At 68.6% G+C, this 24,391-nt stretch carries 16 protein-coding genes and 1 pseudogene; 6 read left to right on the forward strand and 11 right to left on the reverse strand.

The window, feature by feature from the left end:
- Positions 1-4 precede the first annotated feature (4 nt).
- From ACE3QW_RS07560 to ACE3QW_RS07570, 3 genes are all read right to left on the reverse strand, one after another.
- On the reverse strand, positions 5-796 hold the full coding sequence (locus tag ACE3QW_RS07560; RefSeq protein ID WP_374251034.1) for an aminotransferase class IV: 792 nt from the start codon (positions 794-796) through the stop codon (positions 5-7).
- The gene (gene pabB, locus ACE3QW_RS07565) at positions 793-2,196 is read right to left on the reverse strand and encodes an aminodeoxychorismate synthase component I (protein WP_374251035.1); all 1,404 of its coding nucleotides are present in this window, start codon (positions 2,194-2,196) and stop codon (positions 793-795) included. Before pabB ends, ACE3QW_RS07560 begins: the two co-directional genes overlap by 4 nt.
- 173 nt (positions 2,197-2,369) lie before the next feature.
- The gene (locus ACE3QW_RS07570; RefSeq protein WP_155982315.1) at positions 2,370-2,729 is read right to left on the reverse strand and encodes a hypothetical protein; all 360 of its coding nucleotides are present in this window, start codon (positions 2,727-2,729) and stop codon (positions 2,370-2,372) included.
- Between the two features lie 299 nt (positions 2,730-3,028).
- Between ACE3QW_RS07570 and ACE3QW_RS07575 the strand changes: the two genes are divergently transcribed.
- Positions 3,029-3,403: a hypothetical protein gene (locus ACE3QW_RS07575; protein ID WP_024279394.1), complete on the forward strand. Its 375-nt coding sequence runs from the start codon at positions 3,029-3,031 to the stop codon at positions 3,401-3,403.
- Positions 3,404-3,446: 43 nt separating this feature from the next.
- Here ACE3QW_RS07575 and ACE3QW_RS07580 read toward each other — a convergent pair whose 3' ends face one another.
- From ACE3QW_RS07580 to ACE3QW_RS07595, 4 genes are all read right to left on the reverse strand, one after another.
- Positions 3,447-4,949, reverse strand: coding sequence for an amino acid permease (locus ACE3QW_RS07580; protein ID WP_374251036.1), 1,503 nt, complete (start codon positions 4,947-4,949; stop codon positions 3,447-3,449).
- A 92-nt stretch (positions 4,950-5,041) separates the two neighbouring features.
- Entirely contained in the window at positions 5,042-5,818 is a 777-nt protein-coding gene (eutC, locus tag ACE3QW_RS07585) for an ethanolamine ammonia-lyase subunit EutC (RefSeq protein ID WP_374251037.1), read from the reverse strand.
- Complete coding sequence (locus ACE3QW_RS07590; RefSeq protein ID WP_374251038.1) at positions 5,815-7,203, reverse strand: ethanolamine ammonia-lyase subunit EutB; 1,389 nt, start codon at positions 7,201-7,203, stop codon at positions 5,815-5,817. Before ACE3QW_RS07590 ends, eutC begins: the two co-directional genes overlap by 4 nt.
- 91 nt (positions 7,204-7,294) lie before the next feature.
- Positions 7,295-8,194: an amino acid ABC transporter substrate-binding protein gene (locus tag ACE3QW_RS07595; protein ID WP_374251040.1), complete on the reverse strand. Its 900-nt coding sequence runs from the start codon at positions 8,192-8,194 to the stop codon at positions 7,295-7,297.
- Positions 8,195-8,474: 280 nt separating this feature from the next.
- Here ACE3QW_RS07595 and ACE3QW_RS07600 point away from each other — a divergent pair, with 280 nt between their 5' ends.
- The 3 genes from ACE3QW_RS07600 to ACE3QW_RS07610 are packed head-to-tail and all read left to right on the forward strand — an operon-like array spanning position 8,475 to position 11,076.
- Positions 8,475-9,473: an ABC transporter substrate-binding protein gene (locus ACE3QW_RS07600; protein WP_374251041.1), complete on the forward strand. Its 999-nt coding sequence runs from the start codon at positions 8,475-8,477 to the stop codon at positions 9,471-9,473.
- 8 nt (positions 9,474-9,481) lie between these two features.
- Positions 9,482-10,279, forward strand: a complete 798-nt coding sequence (locus tag ACE3QW_RS07605; RefSeq protein WP_374251042.1) for an ABC transporter permease — start codon at positions 9,482-9,484, stop codon at positions 10,277-10,279.
- Positions 10,280-10,281: 2 nt separating this feature from the next.
- A complete protein-coding gene (locus tag ACE3QW_RS07610; RefSeq protein WP_374251043.1) occupies positions 10,282-11,076 on the forward strand; it encodes an ABC transporter ATP-binding protein in 795 nt (264 codons plus the stop codon).
- A gap of 6 nt (positions 11,077-11,082) precedes the next feature.
- On the opposite strand, the gene ACE3QW_RS07615 is transcribed toward ACE3QW_RS07610, so the two are convergent.
- Positions 11,083-12,024, reverse strand: coding sequence for an NAD(P)/FAD-dependent oxidoreductase (locus ACE3QW_RS07615; protein WP_374251044.1), 942 nt, complete (start codon positions 12,022-12,024; stop codon positions 11,083-11,085).
- Positions 12,025-12,113: 89 nt separating this feature from the next.
- Positions 12,114-12,269: pseudogene (locus tag ACE3QW_RS07620) on the reverse strand (UDP-glucose 4-epimerase GalE); the annotation flags it as partial.
- Between the two features lie 184 nt (positions 12,270-12,453).
- Between ACE3QW_RS07620 and ACE3QW_RS07625 the strand changes: the two are divergent.
- Both ACE3QW_RS07625 and ACE3QW_RS07630 read left to right on the forward strand, forming a co-directional pair.
- Entirely contained in the window at positions 12,454-13,869 is a 1,416-nt protein-coding gene (locus ACE3QW_RS07625) for a glycosyltransferase (protein ID WP_374251045.1), read from the forward strand.
- A 10-nt stretch (positions 13,870-13,879) separates the two neighbouring features.
- Complete coding sequence (locus ACE3QW_RS07630; protein ID WP_374251046.1) at positions 13,880-15,067, forward strand: glycosyltransferase; 1,188 nt, start codon at positions 13,880-13,882, stop codon at positions 15,065-15,067.
- On the opposite strand, the gene ACE3QW_RS07635 is transcribed toward ACE3QW_RS07630, so the two are convergent.
- Positions 15,048-16,385 (reverse strand): aminotransferase class I/II-fold pyridoxal phosphate-dependent enzyme, encoded by a 1,338-nt coding sequence (locus ACE3QW_RS07635; RefSeq protein WP_374251047.1) that lies wholly within the window; start codon positions 16,383-16,385, stop codon positions 15,048-15,050. The two genes, ACE3QW_RS07630 and ACE3QW_RS07635, sit on opposite strands and share 20 nt — an antisense overlap.
- A gap of 10 nt (positions 16,386-16,395) precedes the next feature.
- Positions 16,396-23,772, reverse strand: coding sequence for an SDR family NAD(P)-dependent oxidoreductase (locus ACE3QW_RS07640; RefSeq protein ID WP_374251049.1), 7,377 nt, complete (start codon positions 23,770-23,772; stop codon positions 16,396-16,398).
- Between the last annotated feature and the right edge of the window lie 619 nt (positions 23,773-24,391).

The following is a 24,391-nucleotide window of genomic DNA, read 5'->3' on the forward strand; positions in this document are numbered from 1 at the left end:
CGTCTCATGCGCCATCGATCAGGCCGCGCAGGCGCTCGGCAGCCGCGGTGGAGGGGAGGGGGCGCCCCTCCAGCGACGCGACAGAGCGGATGCCCAGCGCAGAGGTGAGCAGGATTTCATTCGCCGATGCGAGGTCGTCCACCGTCAGCGGCCGTTCCTGCGCGCCAGCGGCGATCACCTCCGCCCGCATCACGCCGGGCAGGACGCCCTCGGACAAAGGCGGCGTGACAAGCCCCCCATTGATGACCGCGAACAGGTTGGCGATGGACGTTTCCGCCACACCATCGCGCGTGTTGAGCAGGATGGCATCGTCTGCGCCGCGCCGCGCGGCCTCCTGCCGGGCGAGGATGCCGTCGAGATAGTTCAGCGACTTCACCTGCGCGAGCGGCGAGCGGTCGTTGCGGCGCGTGCCCTGCGCGATTACGAGGCGCGCGGCTGGCAGGGGCGGGGAGAGCGGGGCGGCGGTTATCACGAGGGTGGGCTTCGGTTCTGCCGGAGGCAGCACGCCGCGCGGGCCGGTGCCGCGCGTAAGGGTGAGGCGCAGCACGCCGTCGCGGAGACCATTGGCGTCGGCGGTCTGTGCCAGCGCCGCGGCAAGGTCGAGAGACGGCAGGGGCATTTCCAGCACGCCCGCGCCGGCCGCGAGGCGGGCAAGGTGCGCCTCTGTGCGCAGCACCTTGCCGGCCTTCACCTGCAGCGTCTCGAACAGTCCGTCGCCCAGAGTGAAGCCGCGATCGAACGGCGAGATGGTCGCCTCCGCTTCCTCCACCAGCCCTGCGCCGAGGAACAGCTTCATGCGCCCTCTCCCGAAAGCGCGCGCAGCATGGGCGAGAGCTTGACGAGGCTTTCCTCATATTCGTCCGCCGGATCGGAATCCGCGACGATGCCGCCGCCCGCCTGGGTCAGCAGCGTGTCGCCGGAGCGGGTGATGGTGCGGATGACGATGGAGGAATCCATCGCTCCGTCGAAGCCGATCCATGCCACCGAGCCGCAATAGACCCCACGCGGGGCGGGCTCCAGCTCGTGGATGATCTCCATGGCGCGGATCTTCGGCGCGCCGGTGATGGAGCCGCCGGGGAAGCAGGCCTTCAAAAGGTCCACCGGGCCAAGGCCGGGCTTCAGCCGGCTGTCGATGACCGAGACGAGGTGATGGACGCTGGCGAACGTCTCCAGCCCGCACAGCACCGGCACCTTCACGCTGCCCACCTGCGAGACCCGCGAGAGGTCGTTGCGCATGAGGTCCACGATCATCAGGTTTTCCGCCCGGTCCTTCACCGAGGCGAGGAGCGCGTCGGCCAGCGCCTTGTCCTCGGCAGGATCGGCGCTGCGGCGGCGGGTGCCCTTGATGGGGCGCGTCTCCACCCGCCCGTCCGAGGAGAGGGAGAGGAAGCGCTCCGGCGAGGCGGACAGCACGGCGAGGTCGTCGCCGGCACGCAGGAAGGCGGCGAAGGGGGAGGGGCTCAACGCGCGCAGGCGGGTGTAGAGGGCAAGGTCGGTGAGGCCCTCCGGCACCTTCGCCCGCATCTGGTGGGTGAGGTTGGCCTGGAAGATATCGCCCGCGCGGATGTATTCGATCACCCGCGCCACTTCCGCTTCCACGTCCGCGCGGGGCTGGTCGGGCACAAACGTGCCGGTCCTTCTGAAATCGGGGGCGGGCGCCGCTGCGGGCGCCATGGCGAGCCGGTCGAACAGCTCCTGCGCGCGGCCCTGGGCGCGGGCCTCGGCCGCGTCGCCTGTCTCGGGCCGACCATTGGAGACGATGAAGGCGCGCTTTTCCAGCCCGTCGAAGGCGAGGATGGCGTCGTAGAGGCCCATGGCCATCTCGGGCACGGAAGGCGTCGCCGGCCGGGGCGGCGGCAGGCGCTCCAGATGCCGGCCGAGCTCATAGCCGAGATAGCCCATGGCGCCGCCGAGGAACGGCACCGGCGCGGAGGAGGGGCCGAGGCAGGGCGGCAGATCGCCGGGATTGAGCGCGCGCGCCAGCACGTCGAATGGCGTTCCGGGCACGACGGTGCCGTTCAGCCGGACGCCGTCCGGGCCGGAGGTGATGAAGGCATAGGGATCCGCGCCGATATAGGACCAGCGCGCCCGCACATCGCCCTCCGCCGCGCTGTCAAGAAAGGCGCATTGGGGGGCGTCGGCGAAGGCCTGGAACGCGGCGAACGGGTCGCGGTACGGGATTTCAACGATAAGCACAGGGGGCGACCGATTCAGAACGCTTCGGTCCCACCATGGCGCCACGACGCCGCTGGGGCAATCCGGACGGGCGAGAGGCCGCAGGCTGCGCCGCGACCGACGGCCCGGTGGTCATCACGCGAATTCCCCCGGCAGGCCGGGGGAAAACGATAAATTCGGCTTACCCAGAAACCTCAGGCCGCCTTTGCGAACGGCGGCTGATCTTCCGGCTGCTCGGCCTGGGTGGCGTTCAGCAGCTTGGACTGGACAATCTCGCCCACCGCGACCAGCTCGGTGCTCCACGCGAGAGCCGACTGTTGCAGGAAGGCCGCTTCGCGTGTGACGAAGGCGGACGGGTTCTGCTCCCGCGAGAGCTGGCTGAGCAACTCCATCTGCTCCTGCATCTGCCGGCCGACGAACTGCTGCAGATGCGTGCTGACCGCGATCGGGCAATCTAGGAACAGGTTCTTCCACGCGGCGACCGGCCAAGCCATGGGCGGCGTGGCGGGCGACAGCGCGCGGGCGAGACCCTGGAACATCACCGAGTCGTTCATGTCCATTTCTCCCGTCTGACGATGACCCCCGGACCTGAGCAGCCCCCAGCGCCCATTGGATTTACCGTTTCACGGATGTGAGACTTCGGCGTTGCGGAAGGTCAAATGCCTTGCGTGCCGGATCGGGGAAAATCACATTTCCACCCGTTGCCCTTCGGGGCGACTTCATCATCGCACTCCGCCGCCTTGCTGCCTATGGCCGCACCGGGAGGCGGGGCGAGAATCAGGCTTCCGTCAACGCATCGTGATGTCCGCGCTCGGGACGGAGCCACAGGCCGCAAGGTCGGGGAGAAGACAACATGACCCAGTTGCCGCACGGCTTCCGTCAGATCCGCATGGAGCTTGCCCGTGAGAAGGGGCATCCGGACGGCGCCCGCAATTCCGGCTACAGCTTCGTGGCGCCCCTCGACAGCGCCGGCCGCATTGATGCGGCGGAGTGGGCCAAGCACCGCGACAGCTGCCGGGTGGTGAAGTTCCGCCCCGATGAGGCCGACGAAGTGGGCCATCTGGTGCGCCGGCCCGGCGGTAGCTGGGCGTTTCGCTACGACATTTCCGGCGCCGACGATGACGAGGCCGGCTACCGCTTCGGCGACGAGCGGTTCGAGGTGGGCGAGTATGTCTCCGTCCATGAGGACGACGAGATGCACACCTTCCGCGTGGTTTCGGTGGTCTGATCCGGGCAATGCGGTCCGCCGGGAAAGGCGGACCGCGGCCCTGTCAGTAGCTCTTGTATTCGGCCGTGCCCTTGGAGAGGGCGAATTCCTCCTCCGGTGAGAGCACCAGCTTGTGTCGGCCCCAGATGCCGAAATAGGCGATGCCGGCCGCGAACCAGAGGGCCACGCCGATCACGCCATTGCGGTAGATCGGGTCGGAGAGCTGGAACCAGATGGTGACGATGGCGATCACGATGGTCGCCACCGCGCCGGGGATGCCGAAGGGGCTCTTATAGGGCCGTTCGATGTGCGGCATGTTTTTCCGCATCAGAATGAAGGAAATGGCCTGCATCACGTAGGAGAGCATGGCGCCGAACACCGCCATGTTCAGCAGCGTGCCGCCGATGGCCGCCGCCCCTGCCTCCGCCCCCAGCGCGAACCAGATGCCGAGCATGATGACGAGGCCGACCAGCGCGCCCGCCACCATGGCCACATGCGGCGTCTTGCGCCCGCCGTGGGTCACGGACAGGCCGCGCGGGAAGTAGCCGGCCCGTGAGAGCGAATAGATCTGCCGGCCCTGCGCATAGATGATGGTGTGGAAGGAGGCGATCAGCCCGATCACCGCCACCAGCGCGAGAAGCCGCGCGAGACCGTCGCCATAGATGGCCTTGAAGCCGTCCAGCAGCGGCTCCAGCGAGGTGGAGAGACCGAAGGAACCGTTGGCCACCGAGGAATTCAGCCACAAGATCATGAAGGCGGAGACGATGAGCGTCGCCATGCCGGCCATGATGCCCTTGGGCATGTCGGTCTTCGGGTCCACCGATTCCTCCGCCGCCAGCGGCAATTGCTCGATGGCGAGGAAGAGCCAGACGGCGAAGGGCAGGGCGGCGAGCGCGCCGCCGATGCCGAAGGGCAGGAACGGCCCGCCACCGTTGGGCAGCTCCACCGCCGTGCCATCCGGCCCGACACCGATGTTCAGCGCCCACCGGGAGAAGTTGGCCACGGGAAGCGCGCTGACCCAGAAGGCGACGAGGCAGGCCAGCGCCGCGAGCGTCACCACCAGCGTCACGCGGAAGGAGAGTTCTACGCCGGCGATGTTGAGGCCCACGAAGATGATGTAGCCGAAGATCCAGTAGACCGGCTGGAACGCTGGCGGCGTACCGAAGATGGAGCCCATGTAGGAGCCGATGAAGGACACCACCACCGCCGGGGTGATGACATATTCCACGTTCTCGCACAGGCCGGTGACGAAGCCGCCCCAGGGCCCCATGGTGGTGCGGGCGAAGGAATAGGCGGCGCCCGTGTGGGGCAGGGCCGGCGACATCTCGGCGATGGAGAAAGTGAGGCCGAGATACATGATGGCGATGATGACCGCCGCGATGAACATGCCGCCCCAGCCGCCGGAGGCGATGCCGAGGTTCCAGCCCGAGAAATGGCCGGAGATGACCGCCCCGACGCCCAGCGCCCAAAGCGACCAGACGCGCGCGTGCCGCTTCAGGGCCCGCTGCTCGAAATAGGAAACATCAACCGTGGTGTAGGTGACGCCGGATTTGCTGCCTTCGGCCATGCCCAGCCCTCCGCTTGCACCGGGGTAAGGTCCGGCGCGCTTGCCCTAGAGGCAACTTTGTTGCCATTCCCCAAGGGCGCGGACAAAAACCGTCAGCGCGCGCCCAGATGCAGCGGCGGCAGGCCGGTTTCGAGCAGGAGATCGCTCTCGTCCTTCAATTCGACGCCGGTGATCTGGCGGGCGAATGCCTCGCGAATGTGCCAGGCGAGCTTGAAGGCGGCCAGATCGTAGGCAAGACCCTCAGGACGCACGTTAGAGATGCAATTGCGCTCGGCGTCCGATCGGCCGGGCTTGGGGTTATAGGTGAGGTAGAGGCCGAGGCTGTCCGGCGAGGAGAGGCCCGGCCGCTCGCCCACTAGCAACGCGACCGCGCGGGCCTTCAGCAGATGCCCCACCTCGTCCCCCAGCGCGACCCGCGCCTGCGCCGCGATGACCACCGGCGCGGTGGTCCAGCCGGCATCCGTGATGCGCGCCTTCAACGCCGCCAGGAAGGGGAGCGTGTGGGCATGGACGGCTGCCGAGGACAGGCCGTCAGCCACCACGAGCGCGAGGTCCACAGGCTCGCCCGCCGCCTCCGCAAGGCGGGCACGGCTCTCGTCCGAGAGCCGCCGCCCAAGGTCCGGCCGGCGCAGATAGACGTCCCGCGCCTGCGCCGCGCTTTCGGCGCGCAGGGTGGAAAAGCCGAGGCCGCGCACCTCCTCTTCCACCCGCGCCGCATCGAACGGGGTGTGTACCGCATCGCGCGCCTGCGCATGGGCGAGGGCGAAGCGCAGCACCTCCTCCGTGGGTAGGCTCGCGCCGGTGCGGCCCAGCGCGATGCGCGCCGGGGTGTGGCGGGAGAGTTTCGACCAGGGATCGCGCGCGATCATGCCGCACGCTCCGCCACATAGCCGAGCAGCGGATTGCCGGCGTCGGCAGGCAGCAGGCGGCCGTCGGTGCCGGTGATGTCCATCTTCTCCAGCCACGCCTCGAATTCCGGCGCGCGCTTCAGCCCCAGCACCTCGCGGATGTAGAGCGCATCGTGGAAGGAGGTGGATTGATAGTTCAGCATCACGTCGTCGGCGCCGGGAATGCCCATGATGTAGGTGACGCCCGCTGCGCCGAGCAGGGTCAGCAGCGTGTCCATGTCGTCCTGGCCGGCCTCGGCATGGTTGGTGTAGCAGACGTCCACGCCAAGCGGCACGCCGAGCAGCTTGCCGCAGAAATGGTCCTCCAGACCGGCGCGGATGATCTGCTTGCCGTCATAGAGATATTCCGGGCCGATGAAGCCCACCACCGTGTTCACCAGCAGCGGATCGAAGGCGCGGGCGACGCCATAGGCGCGCGCCTCCAGTGTCTGCTGGTCCACGCCGTGGTGCGCGCCGGCGGAGAGGGCCGAGCCTTGGCCGGTCTCGAAATACATGGCGTTCTGCCCCACCGTGCCGCGCTTGAGGCTGCGCGCCGCATCGGTGCCCTCGGCGAGCAGCTTCAGGTCGATGCCGAAGGAGCGGTTCGCCCCCTCCGTTCCGGCGATGGACTGGAACACGAGGTCCACCGGCGCGCCGCGCTCCATCAGCGCGATCGAGGTTGTGATGTGGGTCAGCACGCAGCTCTGGGTGGGAATCTCGAAGCGCGAGATGATCTCGTCCATCAGCTTCAGCAGCCGGTCGATGACCGGCACGCTGTCGGAGGCGGGGTTGATGCCGATCACCGCATCGCCGCAGCCGTAGAGCAGGCCATCGAGGATGGCGGCGGAGACGCCGGCCGCGTCGTCGGTGGGGTGGTTGGGCTGGAGACGCACCGCCATGGTGCCGGGCAGGCCGATGGTGTTGCGGAAGCGCGTTACCACCCGGCACTTGCGCGCGGCGAGGATCAGATCCTGATTCCGCATGATCTTGGAGACCGCCGCCGCCATCTCCGGGATAAGGCCGGGCGCGAGCGCCGCCAGCACCTCCGGCGTTGCGGCGGGGGAGAGCAGGAAGTCGCGGAAGTCGCCCACCGTCATGGCCGAGACCGGCGCGAACGCCGGGCTGTCGTGGCTGTCGAGGATGAGCCGCGTCACCTCGTCCCCTTCATAGGGAACGAGCGGCTCGGCGAGGAAGGTCTTGAGCGGCAGGTCGGCGAGGCACATGCGCGCCGCCACATTCTCCTCGGCCGTGGCGGCGGCGATGCCGGCGAGCATGTCGCCCGACCGTGGCGGCGTCGCCTTGGCCATCAGGTCCTTGAGGTCGGAGAAGACGAAGGACTTCGCTCCGATGCGATGGACATGAGCCATGGCGCGCTCCGGTGGGGCGGGCGCGGCGCATCTGCCGCGTCCTCAGGCCCTCGCGATAAGCAACAAATATGCCTTCGGGGAAAAGCCCTGTCTATTTCGGCACGCCGTTGATGACGAACAGCGCGTTCAGGAACTGGTCGGGCGGGAACTTGCCGAAACTCTTGGCATAGATGTCGCGAATGCGGTCAGTGCGGTAGAGGTCGGCGAGGGTGGTGTCCACCAGAAGGCGGAATGCCTGGTCGCCGCGCGGCAGGCCGAGCGCGTAGGTCTCGAAGGTGAAATACTGGTCCGAGAGGCTGAGGCGATTGCCGAACGCGGTATTGGCGATCAGGTAGTTGAGGATGCCGCGGTCGCCGAAATAGGCGTCGAGCTTGCCGTCCGCCAGCTGCTTCAGCCCGTCCGGATGGTCGGTGACGGTGACGATGGTGGCGGTGATGCCCATCTGCGCGAGGGTGGAGCGCAGCGTCTCCTCGGTCGTGGTGCCCTTGAGCACGCCGACCTTCTTGCCGCGCAGCTCTTCCAGCCCTTTGACAGCCGAACCGCGCGTGACGACGCCGGCGCCGTCGAGGAAGGTGGGGAGGGAAAAATCCACCAGCGCCCGCCGTGACATGGTCATGGACGAGGGCTCGCACAGGATGTCGATGCGCCCGTCGCGCACCGCCTCGAAGCGGTCTTCGGCCGAGACCCTGACGTATTCAACCGGAAGATTCGGCAGCTTGAGGGAGCGCTTGAGCGCGTCCGCCACCTCGCGGCAGAGATCGACGATGTAGCCCGCCGGCTGGCCGTTGCTCGCAGCGTACGAATAGGGCGGGGCGAACTGGCGATAGCCGATGCGGAAGGGGTCGCCCTTTGCCAGGCGGTCCAGTGTCTGCGCGCCGGCCGGGGCGCCGAACGCGAGCAGGAGGGCGGCAAGCCCGGCGACGATCATCGCCGCCCGCAGTCCCGCGAACCTGATGCTTGAGCTGAATTCCAGCCCGATCTCCCGACCCATCCGCGCCCCCCTGTGCCGCCCCCCGCGGTCCATTTCGCCCGATCTTGCCCGGCTCGCCGTGCGCGGCCAAGGACTTCGGCGGTTGCTGAAGGAAGCTGGCGCGCATTGTGGCGCGAAAGCAACCCTCCCGCCCTGCCGATGATCTTCGCGCCCACCTCGGCACTCCCACCTGCGGCCGTTCCGCCGCAGCCGACTTGCCATTGTGCGGATGCGAAATTGTTATATTGATATGGATATAGCTTGGCCGGCCGCGCCGGCTTTTTCTGCCGGGGATTTGGACATGACCGTATTGCTCAACCGGCGCCGCATGTTGGGCGCCATCGCCGCTGCGGCGGCCGGGGCATCCACCGCGTCGCTGGGCGCGGCGCTCGCCGCGCCGGCGAAGGGGCTGGAGATTCTCGGCGCGCCGAACGGCTCCACCATCGTGCTGCTGCGCCTGCTCCAATCCGGTGCCCTCAACGCGACAGCACCTGACGCCACTTTCCGCCTGTGGCGCGACACCGACGAACTGCGCGCCGCCATCGTCTCCGGCCGCACCAGCCTGTTCACGACCCCGACCCATGTGCCGGCGAACCTCGCCAATCGCGGCCTGCCGCTGAAGCTGTTCGCCATCCTCTCCATGGGCCATCTGTTCGTCATTTCGTCCGACCCGGGCATCACCTCGTTCAAGGATCTCGCCGGCAAGCAACTGGTCGGCTTCTTCAAGAACGACATGCCCGATCTCGTCTTCCGCTCCATCGCCCGCGGCTATGGCATGGACCCGGACAAGGACATGACCATCACCTATGTGCGCACCCCCATGGAGGCGGCGCAGATGCTCGCCGCCGGGCGGGCCACCACGGCCATCCTCTCCGAGCCGCCGGCCACCGCCGCCATCATGATGGCGAAGAAGGAGGGCCGCACGCTCAACCGTGCCATCAGCCTTCAGGACGACTGGAAGAAGCAGCATGGCGGCCTCGGCCTGCCCATGGCCGGCATCGCCGTGCATGAGCGGCTGATCGAGGAGAGCCCGGAACTCCTCAAGGCCATGGCCGCCGGTCTGCCGGGCGCCCGCGACTGGGTGCTGTCCGATCCCGCCGCCGCCGGCCAGCTGGGCGAGGAAAAGATGGACATGAAGGCGCCCATCCTCACCAGCGCGCTCTCCCATTTCAATGTGGTCGCGGAACCGGCGGCCAAGCTGAAGCCGGGCCTCGTCGCCTTCTACGAGACGCTGCTCTCCTTCCAGCCGGAGGCCCTGGCCGGGAAGCTGCCGCCCGACAGCTTCTATCTCGACTTCTGAGCATCGCGATGGCGGCTCCGGCACGCACGCTCTCTCCCGCGCTCCTCTCCACACTGTGGGGGGCGGCGGGGCTCTTGGCTCTGGCCGGCGCGTGGCAATGGGGGGCCGCGGCCTTCGGGCCGTTCGTGCTGCCGGGCCTTGCGGAGACAGGGGAGGCCGTCGTCCGGCTCGTCACCACCGGAAAGGCGGGCCCGGCGCTGCTGGCGACACTGGTCCACGCTCTGGCCGGCTGCGCCGCGGGGGGCGCGGCCGGCTTCTTTTTGGGCGTCGCGGGGGGATTGGTGCTGCCCGTGGGCGCCATGTCCTATCCCGTCTTCACCGCGCTTCTCGGCACGCCGCCCATCGCCTGGGTGGTGCTGGCGCTGCTCTGGTTCGGCCCCGGCGGCGCGGCCGCCACCTTCACCGTGGCCATTACCGTTGCACCCATCCTGTTCATCGCCACGCTCCAGGGTGTCCGAAGCCGCGACCGCGCGCTCGCCGAGATGGCGCAGCTCTATCGCGCGCCGGCCCTCATGCGCTTCACCGATCTGGTCCTGCCGGCGCTGGCGGACTTCCTCATCCCGGCCGTCGCCACCGCGCTGGCCTTCTCCTTCAAGGTTGCGGTGATGGCGGAGGTGTTGAGCGGTGCGGACGGGGTGGGCGGCGGCATCGCCACCGCGCGCTCCCACTTCGACCTGCCGGAAACCATGGCGTGGATCGTCCTCGCGATCGCCGCGCTGATCCTCGCCGATGCCCTGCTCCTGGCACCGTTGCGGCGTCGAAGGGCGGGGAGAGGGCATCCGGTACCCGTCTCGGTGGAGGCATGAGGATGCTGTCCCTGAGCGGCCTGAGGTTGCGGTTCGGCGAGGCCGAGATCATCGCCGGGATCGACCTTCATATCGGCGCGGGCGAGCTCGTGGTTCTGCTCGGGCCGTCGGGATGCGGCAAGACCAGTCTTTTGCGCATCGCTGCCGGGGTCGAGCGGGCGACCGCCGGACGGGTCGAGAACGGCTTTCGCCGCGTGGCCATGGTGTTTCAGGACCCGCGCCTGCTGCCCTGGGCGGATGCGCGTGACAATGCCGCCTTCGGCCTCAAGGCGGCGGGAACGGGCAAGACCGAGCGCCGCGCCATCGCCGAGGCGATCCTGCTGCGCCTCGGCTTTTCGGTGCGGGATCTGGACAAGCGCCCGTCCCAGCTCTCGGGCGGCATGATGCAGCGGGTCGCCATCGCCCGCGCCTTCGCCCTTTCGCCGGATCTCGTGCTGATGGACGAGCCGTTCTCCGCCCTCGACGTGGGCCTGCGCCACGATCTCCAGGCGCTGCTGCGGGCAGAGGTGGAAGGGGCAGGGGCGGCGGTGCTGTTCGTCACCCACGACGTGACCGAGGCGGTGCGCCTCGCCGACCGGATCGTCGTTTTCTCCCCGCGCCCCGCTTGCGTGGTGGCGGAGGTGACGCAGGCGCCCATGCTCGCGTCGGTCGGTGCGGCCTATGAGGCATCGGCCGCTTTGCTGCGCCGGCCCGAGATCGCGGCCGCCCTCGCCGCGCCCGAGGCGTCGTGTCTTGCGGTTTCCGGTGCCCGCGAGCGTCTCTCTCTCGCGGGCAGGGCGACGGCGGCCGTCTCCTGAGGACGTCTACTTGATGCGCGGCTTGTGCACGGATGTGGGTGCCGCATCGGCTGCGGCGCGGCGGACGCGTTCAGCGAAGCGGGCCACGGCGTCCTGCTCCAGCGTGCGCTGGATAGCCTTGGCCGCCACCACCCCGTCGGCCATGGAGGTGACGCAGCACGGATGCATCCGCTGCGCGATCTCGCCGATGGCGTAGAGGTTGGGCACCGAGGTTTCGCAATCGAGGTTGGTCTCCACGAAGCCGCGGGCATCCCGCGCGAGGCTCAGGTGGCGCGCGTAGGGCAGATAGGGCTCCCAGCCATAGAGCACGAGGAACCGCTCGAACCGCTCGCCCGCCACCGCCGGCAGGTCGGGCTCCACCGGATAGGGGCCGATTCGCACGTCCGCCGGCGGCACCTTCTCCAGGAACTCGCGCCGCGCCCTGATGGTGCGGGCGAAGAGCGTGACGCGGGCAGCGCCGCGCTTGCGCACGAAGATGTAGTTCTCGAACGCATTGTCGCCGCCGCCGAGGATGGCGACCGAGCGCCCCTCGAAGTCCGCATTGAACAGCGTCTGGCCAGGGCCGATGATGATGTTCTCCGAGGCCGTGAACCCGCCCTTCACCGGCCGCACGCCGGTGGCGAGGACGCAGGCGCGCCCCATCACCATCTCGCCGGTGGCGGTGGTGATGCGGAAGCCGCCGGGCACCACCTCCAGCTCCGTCACCGCCTCGCCGGTGCGACAGACGATGTCGTGGTCGCGCATGTGGCGGTCGACCTCGGCGGCAATCTCGATGCCGGTCTTGTCGCGGATGGGGGCGATCCACTGGTTGGGATAAGGATTGTCGTTTCCCAGCCCGCCCAGCACCGGCCGGCGCTCGACGATGCAGGGCCGGAAGCCGAGCATCTTCAGCCAGAGCGCGCACGACGCCCCGGCCGGACCGCCGCCGATGATGACCGCGTCGAACATGCCGCTCCCGATCCAGCCAGCGCACCAATGGGCGCCTGCCGCAGCTTATGCGAGGCTGCCGTCCGCGGCTAGGAAGGGCACTTGAGGCCTCAGGCCGGCTGAAGCTGCCGGCGCGCCAGCGTCTCTTCCCAGTCCAGAGCCGAGCGGACGATGACCTCGAGATCGTCGAACCGTGGCCGCCAGCCGAGTTCGGCCTGGATACGGCTGGAATCCGCGATCAGGCGTGCAGGATCGCCCGGCCGCCGCTCGCGCTGACCTCCAGCCGTCTGCAATCCCTTCGCTCATTCCCTTTCGCGGTGCATCAAAAACGTGCCGAATGTCTACCTCGGGTGGTTGCGGCCCCGTAACACGTTGTCATCTCACATCGGTTGCACGGCTATCACAACGCAGAGTAAGGCAGGGAGTGGCATCGCAGGAGGTTCAGATTCGATGCGCGGCGTGCCGCAGGATGTTCCGAGACTCTCGCTGCGGCCATTGCGCGTCGCACTGTTCGTGCACGCCTTCTATCCGGACCACGTCTACGGCACCGAGGCCTACACGCTCGCGCTGGCGCGCCAGTTCAAGGCGCTGGGACATGCCCCCACCGTCGTGACCGCGCGGTCGGCCGGCGAGCCTGAGCAGGCGGAGGAGATCGTACGCTACGAAGTCGAGGGCATTCCGGTGGTGCGGATCGACCGCAACCGGACTCCCTCCCGCTCGGCCCGTGAGGATTACGACCATCCCGGCCTTGCTCCGCTCCTCGAACGCATCCTACACACGCTCGCGCCGGACGTGGTGCACATCTGTCACCTCGCCAATTTCACTGCTGTTCTGCCGCATGTGACCGCGCGGCTGGGCATCCCGACATTTGCGACGCTGACGGACTTTTTCAATCTCTGCATCACCACCCGGCTGGAGCTGCCGGATGGCGGCCTGTGTCATGGGCCGAATGCGATCCGCAGCAATTGCCTGTCCTGCGGCCTGCTCGCGCGGTCGGCCGAGCGGCCGGACAGCGCATTCTGGCGCATTCTGGCGCAGCCCGCCGTCCGTTCCGCCGCCGCCGTGACAGCCGCCACGCTCGCGCCCGTGCTGCCGTTCTCGCTCGGACGCGACGCGCGGGCTGTTCGCGATCGGGCGCACGTGCTGCGCGTTGCTTTCGCCCATTGCCGGGCGGCCTTTGCGCCCAGCGCATTTCTTGCCGAGCTGTTTGATGCCTACGGGGCGGGGCCGCCGCTGTTCCGCTCGCCGTTCGGCGTCGAAATCGACCGCACGCCCAAGCCCGCCGCACCCGCCCGGCCGGTACGCTTCGGCTTTATCGGCCAGCTCGCCTATCACAAGGGGCCGCACCTGCTGCTCCAGGCGTTGCGGGCGCTGCCGCGCGATGCCTTCACCGTCGATATCTGGGGGTCGGAGAGCCTGTCCCCGGCCTATGCCCGCGATCTGCGCGCGGTGGCCGAGCAGACGGTCCCGCCCTTGCCGGCGCGGTTCCGCGGCACCTTTCCGGAAGCGGAGATGGCAGGATTGCTGGCAGAGGTGGACGTGCTGGTCATGCCCTCCACCTGGTTCGAGAATGCACCGCTGACCCTGCTGAAGGCCCTCGCCACGCACACGCCGGTCATCGTTTCCGACGTGCCGGGCATGACCGAGTTCGTGGAGGAGGGCGTCAACGGCTTCTCCTTCCCGCGCGGCGACGCCGAGGCGCTGGCTCTGGTACTCCAACGCTTCGTGGACGAGCCCGGCCTCGCTGCGGCCCTCAGCCGGACGACTTCCTACGAGCGCACCGAGCGCGATATGGCGCTCGACCTTCTCGCCATGTACCGCGCCTTCGGTGCGGTTCCGGCGGACACCATCCCGGTCCCCGCTTGAGGGGGCCGGCATGAGGATCGCCATCCTCGCCTCCGGCGTTCTGCCGGTGCTCGATGGTGTCACCGTCAGCGTCGATGCCCGCGTTCGCCGGCTGGTGGCGCGGGGCGACGAGGTGCTGCTGCTGGCGCCCGCAGCTGCGGACGGCGCACGACCCGCCGGTCTGTCGCCGGCCGTCACCTTTGCGGGATTGCCGAGCGCGCCCTTTGGCGCGGCGGCGTCGGACCGCAACGTGGTGCCGGAGGCCGGGGGCGAGATCGACCGGGCGCTTGCCGCTTTCCGACCCGACCTCATTCACGTGGATGAGCCCGAGCGTCTCGCCCTGGGCCTGCGCCGCCTTCCCGCCCGCGCCTTCGCGCGGCGCCACCGCGTGCCGCTGGTCGCCTTCTTCCACACCAATTTCGCCGACTATCTGGGTGGTGGTGGCCGCCGTTACGGTCTTTATGCCCCCCTGCGCGCGGTTTTCTGGAGGGCGGTGGCGCAGCTCTACAATCGCTACGACGCCACCCTTGTCCCGAGCGCGGCCACCCTCGCACGGCTCCAACGTGTCGGCCTCGCGAACGGCCTCGCCGGCCGGTTCAACGGGACGGATACACGGGACTTCCGTCCCGATCTACGCCGTCCCGGTTACTGGGGCGCGCGCTGGGGCCGCCCCGATCTCGATGGCCGGGCGGTGATGCTGATCGCCGGCCGGCTGACCGCCGACAAGGGCTGGGCGGACTGGCGGCGGGTGCTGCCGGCGCTTGCCGAGAGGCTCGGCGATACGCTGGCGGTGGTGGTCGCCGGCGATGGCGCCCTGCGGGGGGAGGTCGAGCAACTGGTCGCGGCGCTGCCCTGCGGCTTCCTCGCCGGGCCGGTGCCGCGCGCGGAGATTGGCGTCCTTCTCGCCAACAGCGATCTTTACGCCACCTTGTCGCGCTTCGAGAACGCCAGCCTTGCCGTCTACGAGGCCCTCGCGAGCGGAGTTCCCGTGCTCGCGCTTGAGGCCGGCGGCCTGCCCGGGCAGGTGCGCAACAGCGTCAACGGCCTGTTGTTCAGGCCCGGAGATGTGCCCGGCTTCGTCGCAGGCACCGCACGATTGGTGGAGGACGCGGCGGCTCGCAGTGTCCTTCGCGCGGGGGCACTGGCGGAGCGTCCGCTTCTTGGCTGGGATCGCGCCTTCGCCGCGTGGATCGATGCGCTCAGCGCGGTCGATCCTTGATCAGGCCCAGCGCAGTGGCCTCTTCAGAAAGCGCAGCCAGCGCCGCGTCGATCTGCTCAGGCCGATGCGATGCGGAGAGGAAGAAGCGCAGCCGAGCCGAGCGTTCCGGCACTCCCGGCGGCAGCACCGGGAACGCGTTGATGCCGCGCTCCAGCAGGCGCTGGGCGAGGATCACGGTCCGGATGGTCTCGCCCACCATGATCGGCACGATGCCCGCACCCCAAGACGGCCCCACGTCGAGGCCGAGCGCGGCCGCACCATCGCGGAAGGCCCGGCTGTTGGCCTGAAGCCGCTGCACGCGCTCCGGCTCTTCCAGCATCAGGCCCAGCGCCGTGCGTGCGGCTTCCGCCACCGGCACCGGCAGGCCGACGCTGTAGACCATGCCGGGCGCAAAGGCCTTGAGATAGCTCACCATCGCCGCCGGCCCGGCGATGTAGCCGCCGCAGCTCACCAGCGATTTTGATAGCGTGCCGAACCAGATATCCACGGCCCGGGGATCGACGCCCGCATGCTCGGCGATGCCGCGTCCGGTCGCGCCCAGCACGCCGAGGCCGTGCGCGTCGTCGATCATCAGCCAGAAGCCGAACCGCTCCTTCAAGGCAACCAGCCGAGCGAGGTCCGGCCCGTCGCCATCCATGGAGAACAGTCCCTCGCTGACGACCAGCACCCGCTCGAAGCGGTGGCGCTCGCGCCCCAGCATGGTCTCCAGCGCGTCGAGATCGTTGTGAGGGAAGGTGCGGCGGGTGGCCGGCGAATACTGGGCGCCGAGCACCACGCTGTTGTGCATGAAGGCGTCGGTGACGACGAGATCCTTCGGGCCCATCAGCGTCGGAAGGGCGGCGATGGCGGTGGCATGGCCGCTCACGAACGCGACCGCATCCTGCGCCCCGTAGACGTCGGCCAGCGCCCGCTCCAGCGCCAGATGCGCCGGACGCTCACCGGACGACAGGCGGCTGCCGGAGACGCTTGTGCCCCACGTCTCGACCGCGGCAGTGACGGCGCGGGTGATGCGCGGGTCGCCATTGAGGCCGAGATAATCGTAGCTCGCGAAATTGACGACCTCGCGCCCGTCGATGCGCGCGGTGGCGCCGGATCGTCCCTCGTGCAGCCGGTGGTAGGGGTTCTTCAACCCCAGCATGTCGGCCGCCGCCTGCTGCGCCGTCAGTTCCTTGTAGCGCGGCAGGCTCTCGAATGAGAGCAGCCCGTCCCGGTCCACGAAGGCGGGGGAGGGAGCGGGCGCCGGCGCCGCCGTGCCCGCACGCATCTCGCCCAGAAGGTGCGCGAGATCCTCGTCCGACAGTCCGCGACGCCCGCTCATGGCACGGGCCTCACGAACCTGTCCCCGCAGTGTCGCGCGGCGATGCCGCGGCCATCTCAGTCAGGGCCTCAATGGATTCCGCGTCGAGCCGCACGCCGTGCCGGGCCGCAAGGGCGGCTTCCTCGGGAGCGAGGACCACAGCCGGGGCGGCTGTCTCGGCAGGTTCGGCGTTCTCGGGCGTCCTGAGGCTCGACAATGCGACGGCCGCCAGATCGTCCAGCGTGCGTCCGCTGCCGATGGAGAGCAGGGGTAGCTCGAAGCCGAACTTCTTCTCCAGCGTCAGGCGCAACTCCAGAGCCATCAGCGAATCCATGCCGAGTTCGGACAGCGCCGCCGAACCAGTCACCGCGTCCGGCGGCAGGCGCAGGATGCCGGCGACCTCGCGGCCCAGCACCTCGCGCAGAAGCACGCGCGCCTCCGCATCTCCAAGGCCGGCGATCTGCTCCATCAGGTCCTCGCCGCTCCCCGCTGCCCCATCGGCCGCGGAAGAGAACAGGCGGGGGAAGGTGGGCGTGCGCAGCACCGGCAGCTGGCTGGCGATGGCGGTGCGGTTCACCTGCGCATAGACGTTCACCACATCCGCCGCCGTGCCCTGCGCCATCAGCCGTCCGAGGAAGCCGAGCGCCTCGGCGGAGGCGATGCCGGCGACGCCGGTGGCCCGGGTCAGCCTCTGGCCGAGCTCCTGGTCCTTGGCGATGACACCGGCGTCGGAGATGGCACCCCAGGCGACCGCTAGGCCCGGAAGCCCGCGCGCGCGGCGGTTGCGCACCACGCCTTCCAGGAAGGCGTTGGCCGCGACATAGGCGCCCTGGCCGGGACTGCCGATCATGGCCGAGGCGGAGGAGTAGACGACGAAATGGTCGACCGGATGCCTCTCGGTGATCCGGTCGAGGGTCAGAACGCCGTCGACCTTCGGCGCCAGAACGGCGTCGAGGCTCTCCGCATCAAGGTTGGGAATGGCGCCGTCGCGCAGCACCATGGCGGTGTGGACCACGCTGCGAAGCGGGCCGTGCGCGGCGACGAGCCGCTCCACCAGAGCCTCGAGCGCCGCCTCGTCGCGGGCATCCGCCTGCTCGACAACGATCCGCGCGCCAGCCGCGCGGGCCGCCTCGATGCGGGAAAGATCGCCGGCCGCGCGCACGCCGGAGCGCGAGGCGATGGCCACCGTGCCGGCGGTCTGCGCCGCCAGCCACAGGGCCGTCTCAAGCCCGAAGCCGCCATTGCCGCCCAGCACGAGATGCACGCCCTCGCGCAGCGCGAGCGCGGGCACCTGCGGACGCACCCTGCCGTGCACCGGGGGACGCACGACAATCTTGCCCACGTGCCGCGCTGCCTGCATCTGTCGGAAGGCTTCCTCCACTTCGTCCCCGTCCATCAGCCGATAGGGGATGGGCCGGAGCGCGCCGGACGCAAAGGCGGCATTGATGTCCTGCATCATGGCCTTGGCGCGTTCCGGGTCGTGTGCCAGAAGCTGGTCGAGGTCCACGCCGAAATAGCTGAGATTGCGGGCGAATGGCCGCAGTCCGATGCTGGTGTTGGCGAGGAAGTCGCGCTTGCCGAGTTCCACGAAGCGGCCGAACGGCTTCACCAGCTGCAGGCTGGCCGTCATGGCTTCACCGGCCAGCGAATTCAGCACCACGTCCACCTTGCCGAAGTCGCGTTCGATCTCCGCGGCGAAATCAACGTCGCGGGAATTGTAGACCGCGGCGACGCCCAGACCCTTGAGCAGAGCCGCCTTCTCGGGCGTGCCTGCGGTGGCGATCACGCGTGCGCCACGTGCAAGAGCGATCTCGACGGCGGCTAGACCGACGCCACCGGCGGCGCCGTGGACGAGCACCGTCTCGTTGGCGCGCAGGCGTGCACATTCGACGAGGCCATACCACGCCGTGGCAAAGGCCACCGGAATGCTGGCTGCGGCCACCTCCGAAACACCATCCGGCACCTTGAAGGCGAACCAGCCGGGCACCGTGACGTGGGAGGCAAAGGCGTCCGGGGCAAAGCCCATCACCCGGTCTCCCACGACCAGATGGCTAACCTGCGGACCCACGCGAACCACCGTCCCGGCGCATTCAAAGCCCAGCGAGGCGCTGGTGAGGCCAGGCCCGAGGATATCGTCGTCGAGCGCGCCGAGCGCCAGCATCACGTCGCGGAAATTGAGGCCGGTCGCTGCCACCTCGATTTCGACCTCGTCGCCCTGAGGCGCGACGCGATCGCGCATCACCCATTCCATGGAGCTGACGGCGCCCTGCTGGGGCACGTCGAGCTGCACCCGCCGGGTGTCTGACACCTTTTCCCGGGCGATGGCTTCGCCGCGCAGGACGCGCACGCCGAACTCGCCGTCCGTGCGGGAGACACGCTCGGCCTCGGCACTTTGCAGATCGACGATCTCGCGCACGCGGCGGGCGGCCTCGGCGTCGAATGCATCTACGTCGACGAGGCGCAGATCGAGGCCCGGATGCTCGTTGAGCGCTACGCGGTAGAAGGCCGAGATGGCCACGGCGGCGGGATCGACGGTCTCACTGGCGAGCTGGCGGCCGCCGGCCGTCACGAGCCAAAGGGTCAGCTTGCCCGTGCTCGCATTCGCCCATTCCAGCACGCGCTTGAGGTCGAGCAGCCTTTGCACCAGCGCGGCCCTGGGGGCCCAGGCGGGCTCGAACGCGACGGGGAAAATGACTGTCCCGTGTGCTTCGGACCGCTCAACGGAAGGAAGGATCAGGTCGTCGATGATGGTGTCGCCGTCGCGCGTCAGCGCTTGGGCGAATGCATCCGTGCCGCTACCGCCGAGGACCAGAACGGGACCGGCCATCCGCCCGTCCGAATGGGCCGCAACAGGGCCGCTGAATGCCGTGGAGAGGCCGTCGGCGAGCGAGATCGCCTCTACCGGCGCGCAGTTCATGTGCGCGAGAAGGACCTCGATCTGTCCTCGCTGTGCGCCGGCCGGCTGCGGGGAAACGAGGACGTCGAGGAGCCCGTCGAAGGGGGGCTCGGCGACGAGGCACCGGGCACCTGCGGCGATTGCGCCGATGCGCGCGGCCTCGGCCAGATCGCCGCCGAAGGGCGCCTGGGCTGCGAGCCCCGCCACCAGATCGACCGGAGCGAAGTCGGGAGCCTCGTCCCCGCCCGCGGCTGCGGTGTCGAGGAAGAAGAGATCACCGGCTCCTGTGCGCGACGTCACCTTCTCGAAGCCGGCTGCGTCCGCCCCGGCCAACGTCACCTGGACAAGGCCTTCGCGGACGAAGGGGAGGAGCGTGCGCACCAGGCCGGCGGTCCAGGGACGCGGCAGCAGGATGTGCGGACGCACGGGGGCGCAGGCTGCGATGCGCTCCTCCACCGCCGCCCGGACTGCCCCGAGGCCGGCAGAGAAAGCGATGCCGTCCTCGGCGACGAGGTCGGCGAGCGAAGGCGGAAGCTCCAGAGAAGCGCCCTGCGCGAGGTGCGGTGCCAGCGTCGCCTTCAGCTGGGCCGCGAGCCGGACTTCCGCATTGGCCTCGGGATAGCGCTCGGCCAGCGTACGAAAGAGCAGATCTGACGGCGGCAACTCGGCCTTAGTGATGAGCCAGCCTTCCGCGGTTCGCTCGGCCAGGCCGGTCGCCGCGAACTGGTCCATGAGCGCGGTGAGGCGTCCCTCCGCCTCGGCCGCCAGTCGACCGACGGCGATGAGGCGTGCGGGCACGACATCGAGCCCCCCCGCCAGCGCGACGATGGTCTCGCGCACAAGGGAACGCACAAAGCCGCGCAGCAGCAGGAAGGCATCCAGCGGCTCGGCAGTCAGGCCCGCGAGATCGACCGCGCCCGCAGGCGTAGCCGATGCCTGCCTCAGCGCGTCGTAAGTGACGCGGAAACGCCGCTCCTCGTCACTGCGCCGGGAGAGCACGACCTCGCGCAGCACCAGTCCCCGCACGTCCGCGACCACGCTGTCGTCGGCGGCATGGAGGGTGATGTCGACGGAGGTGGTGAACCGGCTTTCGTGGGTCCGGTGGGTGACGGATTTGGCGATCGCCACGCCGGGCTGCCAGAGGCGGAGCGAGCGGATGCGGACCGGGAGATTGGTGCGGGTCTCCCCGTCCACCACATGCGCGTCGAGAAAGAGCGCGTGCAGCGAGGCGTCGAGCGCGGCCGGATCGATCATGTGCCGGTCGGTGAACAACCCCAGCGGCAGGGTGCCGGCGGCGAGGGTGGTGATGCCGCTGTCACCGTCACGTTCCACCGCCACGGCGCGCTGGAAGCTGGGCCCGTAGTTGAGGCCGCAGCTGGTCGCGGCCGCGTAGACATCAGCAGCGTCGGAGTAACGAAGGCGGGCCGGGTCGGGGTCTGGCTGGAGCACCGGCGTTCCGGTGGCCGGCACCACCCGCCCGATGGCGTGCAGCAGAAACTCTGCGCCGCTGAGACGACGGCGCGCCCAGACCGAGCAGGTCTGCGTGGTCTCGTCGAAGCGGGTGGAAATCTCGCGCATCGTGCCCTCGGGCACGGAGAGGGCGCGCAGCACGTCGAAGTCGCGCAGCTCCATCGGCACGTCGCCGTGGATTTCGCGTCCCACGGACAGCATCATCTCGGCGATGGCGGCCGCCGGGACCACCACCTCGCCTTCAACGCGATGGTCGGCGAGATACGGGGCGATCTCGTGGTCGGCGAAGCCGCGCCATTCCGGCACGTTCTGGCTCACGCGGCGCCCGAGCAGCGGATGAGACGGGGCCGCGCCGAACATGCGGCCGTAAAGCTCAAGCGCCTCCGTGGTGTTGGCCATCACGAAGCGCTGGCGCTGCCAGGGGTAATGCGGCAACGGCAGGGGCGTGGCGGTCGGTGGTCCGAACGCCCGCGCGGAGTCGATCTCCACGCCGCGCACGAAGGCCTGCGCCGCGATGGCGCGCACCGGATCGCCCGCAGCGGTGTCGTCGCGCTCGGACAGGCTGGAGATGCACTCAGACGGTAGTTCCGCCTGCCGGAGCGTCTCTGTGGCTGCGCCGGTGAGGATGGGGCGCGGGCCGATCTCGATGAAGTGCGTGGCGCCGAGCCGGCCGGCTGCGACCACCGCATCCGAGAAGCGCACCGGCTCCCGGATATTATGCCACCAATAGGTGGCATCGAGGGCGGTGCCGGCCAACGGGCCACCTGTGACGGTAGAGACGAAATCCGTGCGCGTCTCGCCGGGCCTCAACGACTTGAGGTCATCGAGAATGCCTTGCTGCGCCACATCGAGCAGCACCGAATGGAACGGATAATCCACGCCGATGGAGACGGTCGCGATGCGCTGCAGGCGTGCAGACTTTTCCGCCAGCGCGATGGCCTCGGTGGTGCCGGACAGGGTGACGGAGCGGGGGCCATTGACGGCGGCGATGTTCAGATCCTGGCGGCCGAGGGAGGCGAGGAACGCCTCGGCCTGCTCCTCGCACGTCGCGAGCGCGAGCATCCGGCCGCGACCTGCAACCATCTCCTGCCGCAGGCTGCGGTGGTGAATGAGGTGGATCGCCGCTTCGAGGTCGAGAGCGCCCGAGACCATGGCCGCCGCCACCTCGCCCACGCTGTGACCAAGCACGACGTCCGGCTTGATGCCTTCTTCGCCAAGAGCTGCCGTAAGGGCAATCTGGATGGCGAAGATCAGGGGCTGGGCGACCGAGGTCTTCTCGATCTGGGTGGCGAGGGCAGGCGAGGCCAGGGTTTCCGCCAGCGACCAGCCAGCGACCTTTTGATAGGCCGCATCGACAGCCGCGAAGTGCGTGCGGAAAGCGTCGTTTCGGGCAAACGCCGCGCGGCCCATGCCGACCCACTGGCTGCCATTGCCGCTATAGAGGAACGCCACCTTGCCGGACCGCGCGGCCGCCTTGCCGACCGCGATCTCTGTCTTTTCGCCGCGCGCGAAGCTGCGCAGTTGGGTCGCCACGTCCGGTCCCGGGCCTACGGGGACGGCCAAGCGGGTGTCGAACAATTCTCTCTGATAGCGTGCACCGCCGGCGATGGTGGCAGCCGGCGCGGCTTCCTGATCGAGGAGCGACGCATAGCTTTCCGCAAGGGCACGAAGGGCTTCCTGGGATTTGGCGGAGACCGCAAGAAGTCGCGCGTCGGAAGCGGGTTCGGATGGCGCTGGCGCCGGAGCCGCGGCCTTGAGGACGACGTGAGCGTTGGTGCCGCCGAAGCCGTAGTTGCAGACACCGGCAAAGGGCGTTTTCTGCAGGTCGAGCGGTACGTGCGCCGCAGCCGGCGCCAGGTTCAGGGCGTCGAACGCGATATTGGGATTGAGCCCATCGAGATGGAGCGTGCGCGGATACAGGCCATGCTTAACCGCCAGCGTCGCCTTGGCCAGGCCGGCGAGGCCCGACACGCATTCGAGGTGGCCGATATTGGACTTCACCGAGCCGACGGGCAGGGGCGTGGAACGGCCATGACGCAGGGCGCTGCCGATGGCTTCCGCCTCGATGGGGTCGCCGACAGGCGTGCCCGTACCATGGGCCTCGACGAATGCCAGCGCACTGCCGTCGATGCCGAGGTCTTCATAGATGCGGGCGATCAGGCTCCTCTGGCCTTCGACCGAAGGCAACGAGATGCCGGACGTGCGGCCGTCCGAATTGACACCCGCCCCGACGATGGTGGCATGGGAACGGTTGCCTGCGGCCCGCGCGACGTCTGATCGGCGCAGCACGATGGCGATGGCGCCTTCCGAGCGCACATAGCCGTCCGCTCCTGCGGAAAAGGGGCGGCAGCGCCCCGTGGGCGACAGCATGGATGCACGGGAGAAGCCGATATAGGGCGCCGGCGACAGCAGCAGGTTCACACCTGCCACGATGGCCGTATCGATCTCTCCCGCACGCAGCGCCTTGGCCGCCTGGGCAAGGGCGACGAAGGAGGACGAGCATGCCGAATCGACGGTGAAGCTCGGGCCGCGCCAATCGAAGATGTAGGAGACGCGGTTAGAGATGATGGACAGGGAATTCCCTGTCATGAAATGGCTTTCCATGGCCGCGGGATCGCCCGATGCGGCCGTCTGGTAGTCGACGTTCGACGCGCCCACATAAACGCCGATGGGCTCACGTGCCGTTGCGGAAGGTGAAAGCCCGGCATCTTCCAGGGCTTCCCACACCACTTCGAGCAGAAGACGCTGCTGCGGATCGATCTGCTGTGCTTCGCGCGGGGAAATGCCGAAGACGCTGGGGTCGAAAGCGAACGGATCGTCGATATAGCCGCCGGCGAACGTATAGGAGAAACCCGGCTCGCTCTTGCGGGGGTGCTGCCCCCGGTCCACTGGCCAGCGACCTTGGGGAAGGTCGCTGACGGCGGACGTGCCGGCCATCAACTGCGACCACAGCCCTGCCATGTCATTGGCCCCGGGGAGGCGGCAGGCATGCCCAATTATCGAAAGGTCAAAAACGGTCTGAGGGCTCGGGTACGCAGCCATGCTTGGGCAGATTCCAGCGTCATGGAGATGCAATTTTCCACAGACGACAGAACCACCGGTTTGGTGCGCGCACTCCGGCGCTTCGGCGCGAGTAGCCCCGATGCAGCCTTGTCTCTTGCGGCTCCGCCCGATGCGGCCTCGTGTGACGCCGAAGTACTCTGCCCTGACCTGAGCATGAACTCCCTCGCATCGCCCGTGGGTCTGCTATAACGTGCGAAGCCCGTCAGGTCGAGAAAAAACCGGATGCAATCAATGAGGGCGATCTGACGTGCCAAGTTGGGCTGAAACGTTCGTGAATCCAGCCTTTTTATCCCTATTTTATTTTTGTGTGATAATTAAAAATGACGAAATAGTGGGTCAAAATTCAAAAAATACTTCTTTATGTTTCAGTTTTTAATGGAAAAACAAAATCCATATCCCACTTTATACGTAGACGACTTAAAAATTCTCTCCCGCTCCCTTTGTGTCATCTACGGTCCAAAGCCGTGGGGCAGGAGATTAACGCGCTGCCACCGGTTGATATGACGGCAGTCGGTGGTGCTGGGTGCTGGGAAAAACGCTACAAGGACGCCGGCATGGGCGCCCGCCTTGCGACCCAGCGTGAGTCGGGCAAGAATGC

It is taken from the genome of Xanthobacter sp. (assembly GCF_041911315.1).
GTDB classification, from domain to species: Bacteria; Pseudomonadota; Alphaproteobacteria; order Rhizobiales; family Xanthobacteraceae; genus Xanthobacter; species Xanthobacter aminoxidans.

Coding starts and splice junctions, on each gene's coding strand:
- ACE3QW_RS07560 (WP_374251034.1), bottom strand. CDS start 796: ATGAAGCTGTTCCTCGGCGCAGGGCTGGTGGAGGAAGCGGAGGCGACC.
- ACE3QW_RS07570 (WP_155982315.1), bottom strand. CDS start 2,729: ATGAACGACTCGGTGATGTTCCAGGGTCTCGCCCGCGCGCTGTCGCCC.
- ACE3QW_RS07575 (WP_024279394.1), top strand. CDS start 3,029: ATGACCCAGTTGCCGCACGGCTTCCGTCAGATCCGCATGGAGCTTGCC.
- ACE3QW_RS07580 (WP_374251036.1), bottom strand. CDS start 4,949: ATGGCCGAAGGCAGCAAATCCGGCGTCACCTACACCACGGTTGATGTT.
- eutC (WP_374251037.1), bottom strand. CDS start 5,818: ATGATCGCGCGCGATCCCTGGTCGAAACTCTCCCGCCACACCCCGGCG.
- ACE3QW_RS07590 (WP_374251038.1), bottom strand. CDS start 7,203: ATGGCTCATGTCCATCGCATCGGAGCGAAGTCCTTCGTCTTCTCCGAC.
- ACE3QW_RS07595 (WP_374251040.1), bottom strand. CDS start 8,194: ATGGGTCGGGAGATCGGGCTGGAATTCAGCTCAAGCATCAGGTTCGCG.
- ACE3QW_RS07600 (WP_374251041.1), top strand. CDS start 8,475: ATGACCGTATTGCTCAACCGGCGCCGCATGTTGGGCGCCATCGCCGCT.
- ACE3QW_RS07605 (WP_374251042.1), top strand. CDS start 9,482: ATGGCGGCTCCGGCACGCACGCTCTCTCCCGCGCTCCTCTCCACACTG.
- ACE3QW_RS07610 (WP_374251043.1), top strand. CDS start 10,282: ATGCTGTCCCTGAGCGGCCTGAGGTTGCGGTTCGGCGAGGCCGAGATC.
- ACE3QW_RS07615 (WP_374251044.1), bottom strand. CDS start 12,024: ATGTTCGACGCGGTCATCATCGGCGGCGGTCCGGCCGGGGCGTCGTGC.
- ACE3QW_RS07625 (WP_374251045.1), top strand. CDS start 12,454: ATGCGCGGCGTGCCGCAGGATGTTCCGAGACTCTCGCTGCGGCCATTG.
- ACE3QW_RS07630 (WP_374251046.1), top strand. CDS start 13,880: ATGAGGATCGCCATCCTCGCCTCCGGCGTTCTGCCGGTGCTCGATGGT.
- ACE3QW_RS07635 (WP_374251047.1), bottom strand. CDS start 16,385: ATGAGCGGGCGTCGCGGACTGTCGGACGAGGATCTCGCGCACCTTCTG.
- ACE3QW_RS07640 (WP_374251049.1), bottom strand. CDS start 23,772: ATGGCTGCGTACCCGAGCCCTCAGACCGTTTTTGACCTTTCGATAATT.